The 12,511-nt window shown below is 44.9% G+C and carries 10 protein-coding genes; 6 read left to right on the top strand and 4 right to left on the bottom strand.

Annotated elements, in window-relative coordinates; genetic code table 11:
- Positions 1-11: 11 nt before the first annotated feature.
- Both meaB and KI659_RS13025 read left to right on the top strand, forming a co-directional pair.
- Positions 12-1,019 carry a methylmalonyl Co-A mutase-associated GTPase MeaB gene (gene meaB / locus KI659_RS13030; protein ID WP_213945797.1) on the top strand — a complete coding sequence of 336 codons (1,008 nt, stop codon included), beginning with the start codon at positions 12-14 and terminating at the stop codon, positions 1,017-1,019.
- Positions 1,012-1,767: a hypothetical protein gene (locus KI659_RS13025; protein WP_213945796.1), complete on the top strand. Its 756-nt coding sequence runs from the start codon at positions 1,012-1,014 to the stop codon at positions 1,765-1,767. The genes meaB and KI659_RS13025 overlap by 8 nt, the downstream gene beginning before the upstream one ends.
- Here KI659_RS13025 and dnaA read toward each other — a convergent pair.
- Positions 1,764-3,200 carry a chromosomal replication initiator protein DnaA gene (dnaA, locus tag KI659_RS13020; protein ID WP_213945795.1) on the bottom strand — a complete coding sequence of 479 codons (1,437 nt, stop codon included), beginning with the start codon at positions 3,198-3,200 and terminating at the stop codon, positions 1,764-1,766. The genes KI659_RS13025 and dnaA overlap by 4 nt on opposite strands.
- A gap of 484 nt (positions 3,201-3,684) precedes the next feature.
- Here dnaA and KI659_RS13015 point away from each other — a divergent pair, with 484 nt between their 5' ends.
- The 4 genes from KI659_RS13015 (at position 3,685) to KI659_RS13000 (ending at position 10,594) form a co-directional block, all read left to right on the top strand.
- Entirely contained in the window at positions 3,685-5,499 is a 1,815-nt protein-coding gene (locus tag KI659_RS13015; RefSeq protein WP_213945794.1) for a methylmalonyl-CoA mutase family protein, read from the top strand.
- Positions 5,496-7,619, top strand: coding sequence for a methylmalonyl-CoA mutase (scpA, locus tag KI659_RS13010; protein WP_213945793.1), 2,124 nt, complete (start codon positions 5,496-5,498; stop codon positions 7,617-7,619). The genes KI659_RS13015 and scpA overlap by 4 nt, the downstream gene beginning before the upstream one ends.
- Positions 7,620-7,722: 103 nt before the next feature.
- Positions 7,723-9,606, top strand: coding sequence for a DUF389 domain-containing protein (locus KI659_RS13005; protein ID WP_213945792.1), 1,884 nt, complete (start codon positions 7,723-7,725; stop codon positions 9,604-9,606).
- A 61-nt stretch (positions 9,607-9,667) separates the two neighbouring features.
- A complete protein-coding gene (locus KI659_RS13000) occupies positions 9,668-10,594 on the top strand; it encodes a DUF6263 family protein (protein ID WP_213945791.1) in 927 nt (308 codons plus the stop codon).
- Between the two features lie 24 nt (positions 10,595-10,618).
- Here the strand turns inward: KI659_RS13000 and KI659_RS12995 are convergent, their stop codons facing one another.
- From KI659_RS12995 to KI659_RS12985, 3 genes are all read right to left on the bottom strand, one after another.
- A complete protein-coding gene (locus KI659_RS12995) occupies positions 10,619-10,939 on the bottom strand; it encodes a 2Fe-2S iron-sulfur cluster-binding protein (protein ID WP_213945790.1) in 321 nt (106 codons plus the stop codon).
- Positions 10,940-10,946: 7 nt separating this feature from the next.
- A complete protein-coding gene (locus KI659_RS12990; RefSeq protein WP_213945789.1) occupies positions 10,947-11,951 on the bottom strand; it encodes an NAD(P)/FAD-dependent oxidoreductase in 1,005 nt (334 codons plus the stop codon).
- Between the two features lie 94 nt (positions 11,952-12,045).
- Complete coding sequence (locus KI659_RS12985; protein ID WP_213945788.1) at positions 12,046-12,477, bottom strand: MarR family winged helix-turn-helix transcriptional regulator; 432 nt, start codon at positions 12,475-12,477, stop codon at positions 12,046-12,048.
- Between the last annotated feature and the right edge of the window lie 34 nt (positions 12,478-12,511).

Here is a 12,511-nt window from a genome sequence, read left to right as displayed (position 1 = left end):
ATTTTTGGACATTGGTAAAAAGAAAGAACAGATTATCAGTTGAAGAATATGTGGAGGGGATCCTGGCTGGCAACAGGGTGGTTTTAAGCCGAGCGATCACGCTTGTGGAAAGCTCCCTAGCATCTGACCAGCATCTCGCCGAGGAGGTCGTCAACCGAATCATGCCCCATACGGGCAATTCCCTGCGGATAGGAATCACGGGAGTGCCGGGGGTGGGGAAAAGTACTTTTATTGAAAGCTTTGGGAAGTTGGTGGTGGATCAGGGAAACAAATTGGCGGTTTTGGCCATAGACCCCAGCAGCCAGAAGACGAAGGGGAGCATATTGGGTGATAAGACCCGTATGGAGGAGCTTTCACACAATTCAAATGCATTTATCCGCCCGACTCCTGCGGGGGCCGCCTTGGGTGGTGTAAGCGCCAAAACAAGGGAGTCCATGCTTCTTTGCGAAGCAGCAGGTTTCAATGTGATCTTCATCGAGACGGTGGGAGTGGGGCAGTCTGAAATCATGGTAAAAGGCATGGTGGACTTTTTCCTTCTTTTGATGCTTTCAGGGGCAGGCGATGAATTGCAGGGTATCAAAAAAGGCATTATTGAGATAGCAGATGCCATTGCCATTACCAAGGCCGATGGTGACAATATAGAAGCTTCCAAAAAAGCAAAAAGAGAATATAACAACGCCCTCCACCTTTTTCCTCTCAACGACAATGGGTGGCGGCCTCAGGTCAAGATATGTTCGGCTGTATCTAAAGATGGGCTGGCTGACATTTGGACCATGGTCCAAGAATACAAAACAGCCATGCAGGCCAATGGATTTTTTGAAGAAAACAGATCCAATCAGCGTGTCAGTTGGTTTGATGAGCATGTACGCTACCTGTTGGAAAGCCGATTTTTCCAGCAGAAAGAAGTAAAAGCAGGGCTAATAGATATGCTGCCCAAGATCAAAAACGGAGAAATGAGCTCCATATCTGTGGCAAGATACTTGGTGGATTATTTTCTAAAAGATATTCCGAATGATTAAATGCTTCAGAAATATTTCACTTATTTCTGTCATTTGTCTGTTTATAGCCTGTGAAGCGGCCAAAACCGAAGAGCAGACCGAATTACTCTATGAACTGACGCGTTATGATAAAGAGAACTGTGATGGGGATAAATGCGCCAAAGTATCCTTTTTATACCCATATTTTGACGAGTCTCACCCCCTCTCCCGCAATCTCAACGCCCACATTGAAGAACAATTGAAGATGTATTTGCAGTTTGGCGTTTTCGATGATTACGCTACTCTAGACGAGGCTGTAGAGCATTATTTTTCCCTCTTTGAACAGTCTGGGGATACCACCTTATGGTCTGTGGATGTGGAAGGGCAGGTTTCTTTCCAAAATGATAGGCTGCTCAGTATGGAGTTTGTCAATACCTCCCTGATTGGTCATGATCAGCCCAGCAATCACTTGATGTTTCTAAATTTTGATTTAGAAGACGGCACTTTGTTGTTAAGGGATGAAATAGTGCTGGATGAGGCTGTCTTGCTGGAAAAAGCCGAGCGAAAATTTAGGAGACACCATGCGGTGGCTGAGGAAGTTTCACTGGCTGAAGATGGCAGGTTTTTCCTAGAGGGAACAAGGTTTTTTCTACCTTTTTCCATGGGATATAGAGGAGCAGATTTCGTGCTTTTTTACAACTATTATGAAATCTGTCCTATTGAAATGGGAGCAACTGAAATCACTTTTCCTTTAGAAGATCTTGATGGAATAATTCTGACACAGAATTAATAAGATCTCATTTTAAATTTCTTCCTTTGGTCATTCACCGCATTTCTAAATGCTGTATCGGTTTCCATCAGGTCGTTGACCGTTTGCACGGCGTGAATTACCGTGCTATGATCCCTTCCACCAAAATGATAGCCAATTGACTTCAGGGAATGGTTGGTGAATTCTTTGGAGAAATACATGGCCACCTGTCTGGCTGTCACAATTTCTTTTTTTCGGGTTTTGGCCTTCAGGTCTTCCAATTTGATACCGTAATAATCTGATACGGTCTTTTGGATAAAATCAATCCCTACCTCAGTCTCAATATCTTTTACGATATTTTTCATGATGTTTTTGGCAAGGCCTAGATCAATGTCCACCCGGCTAAGGCTGGCATGCGCGATCAAGGAAATCAGCACGCCTTCAAGTTCACGTACGTTGGTATCTACGGTGTACGCCAAATATTCTATCACATCGTCAGGAATGAAAATCCCCTCAGACTGCATTTTTCTTTTGATAATGGCCACCCTGGTTTCAAAATCAGGCATGTGCAGGTCAGCCGTCAAGCCCCATTTAAATCTGGAAAGAAGTCTTTCCTCTAAGCCTTTCAGGTCTTTTGGAGGACAATCCGAGGTCATGATAATCTGCTTCTTGCTCTGGTGAAGGTGGTTGAAGATGTGGAAAAACATCTCCTGGGTTCTGTCTTTTCCAGCCAAAAACTGAATATCATCAATAATGAGCACGTCTACCTGCATGTAGAAATTGGTAAAACTCTTGACATTTCCATCCTTGATGGAGTCCATGAACTGGTTCACAAACTTTTCGGAAGAAACATAAAGCACAAACTTCTCTTCAGGGCCGTTCTTTATTTCGTTGCCGATGGCTTGCACCAAGTGAGTTTTTCCCAAACCTACACCGCCATACACCATCAGTGGGTTGAACGAAGTCACCCCTGGCTTGGTGGCTACAGCGTAGCCTGCAGATCTAGCAAGCCTATTACAGTCACCTTCTATATAAGTGTTGAACGTGTAATTTGGATTCAGGTGGGATTGGAGTAGTTGGTCACTGGCAAGGGAATCCATTTGAAATGGACTTTTGCTTTCCTCTTTTTCCGCCGTGGCCATGGCAGCCTTTTTCTTGGTCGCAGCCGCCACATTTCCTTGCGGATAGCTAACCACATAAGGCTGATTTTGCGAGTTGCCGCGGTCAACCACCACTGCGTATTCTAGTCTACCATTGGGTCCGAGGATGGTCTTGATGGCAAGCTTAAGCACTTGGACATAATTGTCCTCCAACCATTCGTAGAAGAATTGGCTGGGAACTTGTATAGTCAGGATTGAGCCATCCAACCTAACAGGGTTGATGGGCTTAAACCACGTAGAAAAGCTCTGCTCATTGACATGCTCTTCAATTACCCGCAAGCACTCATTCCAAACTGCTTTAGCCTCTGAACTCATTGATTATTAATTACTAGAAAACTTTTGTGTACTGCAATTCCCTATTCGAAGGGCATCAAATTTGGGAAAAATATATTTAAATAAAAAATCCAATTCATCTTGACTTTTCATTTAATTGCCGAATCTCATTCCTAAAGAGGGTTTCTTTGGCGAAGCGATATTTGAATCGTTATTTCCTTGGGATTTTACAGTTTTGATCACGGTAATAAAGTGAAATTTTTTTTAACCAAACGGATATCCTAACCTGGGTTTTAGGATTTAAGGGGTGAAAAAATGGATTGGAATAATATTGACCAATTTTTGGTGTAAAATATCAGTTATTTTAAAATATTTTTTTATCCATCAGATTTAATAAAGTAATTTGTTCGGCTACCAAGTTTGATTAAGGATTGTTGCTGGAAAAGTTTGCTTCCTACTAAATGGGTTTTGATGCGGGAAAGGGTTATTTTTGAGAACAGCGATTTTTGTCTAGCAATAAACCAAGATGACTAAATTATTTGAAGAATTTTCTCCTGTAAGCAAACAGGAATGGATTGAGCAAGCCACTAAAGACCTAAAGGGCGATGATTTTGAAAAGAAGCTGATTAGCCGCGCGATAGAGGGCTTTTCAGTTTTTCCTTTTTATACCCAGGAGGATCTCTCTGGCGTGGATTGGCTTAAAGGGTACCAGAATAAATTGAGTGCTCCTTCCGCCATACCAGGTGAGTCGCCCAGGATCTGGGGCAATGTGGCGGCCATCAAGACCTCTAATCTTCAGGAAGGCAATAAGGAAATCCAATCCGTGCTGGATAATGGCGTAGATGCATTGGTACTTGAAATTGGCGCCGATACGGATTTCAAGGCGTTGTTGAGAGATGTCCTGCCGCAATACATTCAGATCTGGTTGAAACTTTCCTCTTCTGTTAGCCCGAGCATAGTCTCGGCCTTCCTGGAATGGTTTGAAAGCAAAGGCCTTCGGGTGTCGGAACTTAATGGAGGGGTGATTTTTAATGATTTCCAAAAGGCCGTCTCCCTCCAACATGACAAAATTGAATACAGCTCATCACTTAAAAATATATTTGAAATCACAGCTGCATATCCCAATTTTAAAGGCGTGGGGATCGATGCTAGCTTATATCATAACAGTGGCGGACATGCGGTTCAGGAAATTGGTTTTGGGATAAGTCAAGCCATAGACCTGATCGATGAACTGACTGAGGCCGGTATTGAGGCTGAGACTGTTTTCCAAAATATGTTCCTGAGGGTTTCTGCGGGCGTCAATTATTTTACGGAAATAGCAAAATTCAGGGCCTTTAGAATTGCTTGGCATCGCTTGGCAGGATTGTACCAAGTGGAATTGGACCCAGCCTCAATTGTGGTTTTTGCCGAAACGAGTATGTGGGCGCAAAGCCCGATAGATCCTTATAACAACCTTTTGAGGAATACAACTGCGGCCATGTCTGCCATACTTGGTGGATGCAATGCTTTGCAGGTTTTTCCCCACAGCCAAACCTACCAGGAGGCAGACGGTTTTTCCAAACGGATGGCTAGGAACATCAGCAATATCCTAAAGGAGGAAAGCTATTTTGATAGGGTGATGGACCCAGTTGCTGGTTCCTATTATTTGGAGAATCTCACCTCGACCCTGCTGACGGAATCGATGAAGCTGGTCAAGCAAACTGAAGAAAACGGTGGCTGGTGGAGTAGCCTTGAAAAGGGAATCGTTCAAACAGCCATCAAGGAAACCCGTAAAACCCGATTTGCCTCCATGGCAACCCGCAAGGAGATAATGGTGGGCGTGAACCAATATGTTAATCAGGCTGAAAAAATCCAGATTGAATTCCAGGAGATTGAGGAGGGCCAAAAGGAATTGAAACCTCACTCATTCAGTTATCCAATGGTAAAGTTGAGGAAAAGAGTCCAAAGAGTCATTGAAAACCAAAATGCTCAGATCGAGGTGGTGATCCTGCCATTGGGAAACAACCCCAAGCAAAGAATAGGCTTTTCGCAGGGCTTTTTCCAAACTGCAGGTTTCGATACCCAGGTGGCTGAAGTAAGTATTGACGCAGCCAGTGCAATTGAAAAAGGAAAAAGCGCCAACTCCAAATTTGTGGTCCTTGCGGGAGCCGATGAGGATTATGAAGCCATGGCAGTGAAAATAGGTGAAGGCATGGCTGAGGAGGGCAAGATCTTGATCTTGGCAGGATACCCGGCTAACCAGATTGAAAACTTGGTTTCTGCGGGTGTTAAGCATTTCATACACCTCAAAACTGACTTGATCGCCACAATTGACCAATTATTAGAAGAAGCCCAATTATGAGACCTGATATAAATCAACTTTTAACTCCAAATAATATCCCGCAGTCCCAACCTAAGAAGGAAGGGGAGTGGATCACTGCTGAAAATATTCAAGTTAAGCCAATTTTTGAAGCGAGTGACATACAGTCCATAGAGCATTTGAGTTTTGCTGCCGGACTTCCGCCATATTTGAGGGGGCCGTATAGCACGATGTATGTGATGCGCCCCTGGACTATTCGGCAGTATGCGGGTTTTTCTACCGCTGAAGAATCCAACGCTTTTTACCGTAGAAACCTTGCTGCCGGCCAAAAAGGCCTTTCTGTGGCCTTTGATCTGGCCACCCACCGTGGATATGACTCCGATCATCCACGTGTGCAGGGGGATGTGGGCAAAGCCGGTGTAGCCATTGATTCCATTTTGGACATGAAGGTGCTTTTTGACCAGATTCCGCTGGACAAGATGTCTGTGTCCATGACCATGAACGGTGCGGTGGTGCCGATATTGGCATTCTACATTGTGGCCGCGGAAGAGCAGGGTGTGAAGCCCGAGCAGTTGTCTGGGACCATCCAAAATGATATTTTGAAGGAGTTTATGGTGCGAAACACTTATATCTATCCTCCTCAGCCGTCTATGCGGATCATCGGGGATATTTTTGAGTACACCAGCCAGAATATGCCCAAATTCAACTCCATTTCAATTTCTGGCTATCACATGCAGGAAGCCGGTGCCTCGGCAGATATTGAGTTGGCCTATACGTTGGCGGATGGGCTGGAATATTTGAAAACCGGGATAGGGGCCGGATTGGATATAGATAATTTTGCTCCCCGCCTGTCATTCTTTTGGGCAATCGGGATGAACCACTTCATGGAGATTGCCAAAATGCGGGCAGGAAGGCTGCTCTGGGCCAAGCTGGTAAAGCGTTTTAATCCCAAAAATCCAAAATCCCTAGCTCTTCGTACCCACTGCCAAACCTCCGGCTGGTCCCTTACCGAGCAGGATGCTTTTAACAATGTGGCTAGGACTACGGTTGAAGCTATGGGAGCTGTGCTTGGACATACGCAATCTCTGCACACCAATTCATTTGATGAGGCGATTGCGCTTCCGACAGACTTTTCCGCAAGGATAGCCAGAAACACGCAGTTGTATCTCCAGGATGAAACAGGTATCACCAAGGTGGTTGATCCATGGGGCGGGTCTTATTATGTGGAGTATTTGACCGATCAGTTGGTCAAAAAGGCTTGGGCGCTGATTGAGGAGGTGGAAAGTTTGGGCGGCATGGCCAAAGCGATCGAAGCGGGAGTACCCAAAATGAGAATCGAAGAAGCGGCTGCCAAAAAGCAGGCGAGGATCGACAGCGGTAAGGATGTGATCGTAGGCGTAAACCGATATCAGGCAGAAAATGATGCGGAATTTGATACGTTGGAGGTAGATAATGAGTCTGTGCGCTTGTCCCAGATTGAGCGTTTGAAGAAATTGAAATCTGAAAGAAACCAAGCTGAGGTAGATGTTGCTTTGGAAGCCATTACCGAGGCGGCTAGGTCTGGCGAGGGTAACCTTTTGGCACTTGCTGTAGATGCGGCTAGAAAAAGAGCTAGTTTGGGCGAAATATCAATGGCAATGGAAAAAGAATTTGGAAGGCATAAGGCCACCGTCAAAAGTATATCAGGGGTGTACTCTGGAGAGGCCAAGGATGATAGTTATTTCAAGGAAGCCCAGAAGCTGGCTGACCAGTTTGCTACACTTGAAGGCAGGCGGCCAAGAATCATGGTAGCCAAAATGGGCCAAGATGGTCATGATCGAGGAGCAAAAGTTATTGCCACTGGTTTTGCAGACCTTGGATTTGATGTGGATATCGGGCCCTTATTTCAGACGCCCGAGGAAGTCGCCCAACAAGCGGCAGAGAATGATGTTCATATTGTTGGAGCATCTTCATTGGCCGCAGGGCACAAGACTTTGATGCCTCAGTTGATCAAGGCCTTGAAGGATCTGGGGCGTGAAGATATCATGGTGGTAGCAGGGGGGGTCATTCCTCCAAAAGATTATGGTTTTCTCTTTGATTCAGGCGTAAAAGCTGTTTTCGGACCGGGAACGGTGCTGCCAAAAGCGGCGATTGAGATTCTGAATACTTTGATGGAGGAGTAAATTATAAAGATTTTATTGAGTAGGGTTGCTCAGTATTTGGTGTAAATAGCAATTTAAATACTTTTTAAATTGCTATTTTTATGTTTTAAAGAAGTTTTTTAATATGAAGAAAATCACGCTCTTATATGATGAATTAGAAAGTGAAACTGTTGAAGATAAAATTCTGCCCGCATTTGGGCATCATTTAAAACTTAAAATCCCTTTCAAGACCGATCTGAAGATTGAAATTGAAAGAGATGAACTGGTGGTAACTTATCTTTCAGATACACAGCTGAAGGAGTTTCTTCCCATTGCTATCGAAAAAGGATGGTGCTTGGGTTTTCTACCACATCCAGACATGCCTAACGCTCTTCAGGGAATGGGTGTAGACTCGAAGCTGTCAGAAGCCCTTGACCACATCTTAGAAAGTGAGACTACTATGAAGATTGATGTGTTGATGGCCAACGGGCTGCCGGTTTTCAACACCTTGGTAGCAGGTGAATCCATTAGCCTTATTTCTGGGGCTATGGAAGAGTCCCAATGGAGAGTGCGATGGGAGAAAGTAAAAAGCTTTTTTAGGCTTTTCAAAAATCTGCGGGCCCAAAATTATATCATCAGAGTAGAGGATGATAAAGAGGATAGGGAAGAAATTGATACAGCCGCCTTAGGGGTAATAACGGTTTTGCATAGAAAAAGCGCCTTGCTTACCCGAAAGGTTTTGGAGGAATCATTTATCAATGATGGCATGATGCATGTGCTGATTTTGGCGCCGAGGAGCCTTTTCGGCCTTATTGACTTCGGGATAAAAAGTTTTTTGAGGACCGCAAAGTCAAAAGTATTGCCTCCCCATGTGTCCCATATCAAAACAACCAAGGTCATCTTGGAAAGCCCAGAGCCCATCAACTATTCAGCAGATGATAAGCTGATGAGTGCCAAAGGGATTGAGCTGGAAGTGCTTCCCAAAATATTAAATATTGTCCCTGGTAAGCACTTGTTGGTAACTGACGAAGTCAAGAACAATGAAGTATTCAAGGTTCATAAGTTGCCCAAAGGGGAAATCAAGGAAGGTTTGTTGGCGCACCCCTTGCCATTAATCGACCACGCCAGTACGGAGGAATTTAAATGGCTTTTTACCATTTTGAGGGAAAATGCCAAAGCGAGTTCCAGTTACAAGGTGCTGATGGTGCTTTCCACACTAATTGCAACTTTTGGTCTTTTTGGAAACTCAAGTCCTGTTATTATCGGGGCGATGATCTTGGCCCCTCTCATGTCACCCATTATATCCCTTTCCATGGGAGTGTTGAGGCAGAATGAGCCCCTGATCAAGGAGAGCTTGAAAGCCATCATCATCGGGATGCTATTGGGATATCTATGTGCGCTGATTATTACCTGGATGACTCCGCTCAACGTTTACAACAATGAAATTACCTCCCGAATCAGGCCCAACCTTTTGGATCTGGGCATAGCCGTGGGCTCGGGGGTGGCTGGTGCCTACGCCCATGCCAAACGGGAAGTGGCCAAAACGCTTGCGGGCGTGGCGATTGCTGTGGCCTTGGTGCCGCCATTGGCCGTGTCGGGAATAGGTCTCGGCTGGATGGACCTCACTGTTTTTATTGGGGCATTTTTATTGTTGGTGACTAACTTGGCAGGAATGGTGTTGGCTGCTGCGCTTACCTTTTTGCTCTTGGGCTATAGCCCCGTAAAGCTTGCCCGGAAGGGGTTGTTGATTTCCCTGATTATTGTGATGACTATTAGTGCGCCACTGGCCTTTGGTTTTAACCAAATGGTGAAAGAAAACCGGATCATCCAGAAACTGAGCGGACATGAGATTGATGGGAAAGTGCTGAGGGAGGTAAATGTACGGTCGATCGATCCTTTAAAAATCAGTTTGAGGGTGGTATCCGATACTCCTTTGGATGAAGCAGAGCTGGCGCAATTGAAAGAAGATATTGAGAGATTCCTGGATGCAGAAGTGGAGCTTGAGGTCGCTGTGGGCATAATTCTTTAGCCGCAAGCATCAGAGTCTGAAATATAATGTATCTTTCGGCAGAATTTTGAACTTGATATTGATGAAATTGTCATATAAAATAAACCTGATACTTTTAACACTTCTTCTGGGAGCGGGAAACCTTGCTTTTGCCCAAGAGGATGAATACGAGCTCCGCTACAAGCTAAAATCTAAGCAGCAATACACCCTTAATGTAATCTCCCAGCAAGTAATAGAGCAGGATCTGGACGGTATGGCCCAGACTATTCATAACCTGTTTCAGAGCGATTTGGATATTTCGGTGGACAGGGTGATCAAAGATACCATTGGACTTTCTATTAAGTATAGAAATCTTCACTTAGAGGTGCAGGGGCCTATGGGAGAGGAAATGGTGCTCAGCAGTGAGGGTAACATGCAGGATCCTATCAATCAATTGATGCGTAAAATGATCAACCAGCCGGTGCAGGTGGTCATTAGTCCCCGCGGCGAGGTTTTAGATGTGGCTGGAGTAGATGAGATGATGGATAGCGTTATGATTGGGCTTGAGGAGCTGGATGAATCGCAGAAGCAAAGCCTGAAAGCAAGTTTGGACAATCAATTTGGGAAGGAAAATTTTAAGACATCCTTATTGTCAGGCCTGATTATTTATCCGGAAAATCCTGTGAAGGTAGGAGAGGAGTGGACATGCTCTAGGGAAGAGTTTGCCACAGTTCCGGTGGTGACGGAAACTTCTTGGACACTGAATAGGGTAAGAAGAGGGCTGGCTGAACTGACAGGGACTTCACAGCTCACTGGACTAGAAAAGAATGAAAATGATGAAGTCAAAATGGAAGGGACGCAAGAAATTACCGCCAGTGTCGACCTTTCTACAGGTCTAATGACGGAGTCGAATCAACAATCCGAAATTATTGGTGTAATGATCTTGCCACCTAATGAATATTTTGATGAGCCGGTTGAGATACCACTCTTGATCAAAACGGTGACCAGAACAAGATTAAACAAAAAATGAGGCTGGAAGGCCTCATTTTTTGTTTTAGTTAGATTCACCTCTAAGTTTGAATACCGCACCTTCCAATTCCTGGCTAATCCTTACCTGACAGGCAAGGCGGCTGGTTGGGGTAGGATTTGGCAGGTTATCAATTTGGTCAAGCTCTAGGTCAGAGGCATCACCCAAACCATCCTTGCCGTCCAAAACTTCCACATGGCAGGTGGCGCAGAGTGCCATTCCGCCACAGGTAGCCAACACAGGGTAATCAGAGGCTTTTAAAACCTCCATCAAACTCAAGCCCATGTCGTCTGGAGCTTCAATGGGGTGACGGGTGCCGTCTTCGTGTTCTACATGAAAAGTTACCATAGCTATATTAGAATGAGTTCACACCGTTTACGGTGGTGTATTTAAAGCTTAATTTTTGATCTGGGTAAACATATTTAAATGCGCTGTGCATCATGATGGCTGCTTCGTGGAACCCGCAAAGAATCAGCTTCAGCTTACCCTCATAAGTGTTGATATCGCCGATGGCATAAATTCTTTCCACACCAGTGGAATAATCGCGCGTATCCACCTCGATAGCATTTTTGTCGATAGTCAATCCCCAGTCTGCTATCGGGCCCAGCTTGGGGCTCAATCCAAACAATGGGATTAGGTAATCCGTGTTGAGTACTATTTCCTCTTTGGATTTATTTTCAAGGATGATGCTGTCTAATTTGCCATTACCGCCGAGCGACTTCAGGTTTGCGCTTAGGATAAGGTCAATTTTGCCGTTGTTGGCAAGGTCAAACACTTTGGAAGCTGAATCCGGAGCTCCTCTGAAGGTCTCGTTTCTGTGTACCAAGGTCACTCTTTCGGCAACGTCGGCAAGGAAAATAGTCCAATCCAAGGCAGAGTCTCCTCCACCTGCAAGCACTACTTTTTTGTCCCTGAACATCTCGGGATTCTTCACCATGTAAGTGATTCCTTTGCCCTCAAATTTTTCCAGGTTTTCCAATACTGGCTTTCTAGGCTCAAAGCAACCAAGACCGCCTGCGATCACAATTACTTGTGCATGTACCTTGGTCTTGTCATTGGTAGTCAACACATAGGAGCCATCTTCCTGCTTGGTAATGTGATCCACGCGTTCGCCTAGGGAAAAGGTAGGGTTGAACGGCTTGATCTGCTCCATCAGATTATCTACTAGCTCCTGGGCCTTCACTTCCGGATAACCCGGTATATCATAGATCGGCTTTTGGGGATATATTTCAGACAGCTGCCCACCTACCTGCGGCAGGGCGTCAATCAAATGACAACGCATCTTCAGCAATCCTGCCTCAAATACTGCAAAAAGACCCACCGGGCCAGCTCCTATTATGCAAATGTCAGTAGTAATCATGATGTTGATTTTTTTGAATAAACCCTAGCGGGCAAATTATGTTCGTACAAATATAGTTAGTATAACAACTATTTCCTCGGATAGGGTAAATTATCTATTCAAGGTTTTCATAAATAGTGTTGAGAATCCTCTTGAATTCCTGAAAATCCTTTTCGTCCAGGTTTTCCCAAGCCTTTTCTCTGATAGAAACGATCTGGGGTCTGAGTTCCGACACCTTTGCCTTACCATCCTCAGTGAGTAGAAGCTGAAAGCTTCGGCGGTCATTGGGGTGGGGAAGTCTTTCAACGTATCCTTTTTTACAGAGAATATCAATAATTCTGGTCAGGGTAGGGTGGTCTTTGAACACCAGCTGGGCCAGTTCGGTTTGGCTAAGCACGCCATTTTCAGAAAGGTTTTTGATGACCAGCCACTGATCTACGGTCACGTCAAAATTGCCGTTTTTAAACTTCTGCTGGGCATACTGCTTCACCCGGCGGGCCGTCCGGTCAAGGAGAAAGGAATATTTGCTAAATTGCTCGTATGTCATGCTAATAGTTAGTGTGACAAAGATAATTGGATTT

This window comes from Litoribacter ruber, assembly GCF_018449405.1.
Classification (GTDB): Bacteria; Bacteroidota; Bacteroidia; order Cytophagales; family Cyclobacteriaceae; genus Litoribacter; species Litoribacter ruber.
This window is presented reverse-complemented; position numbering and strand designations above follow the sequence as displayed.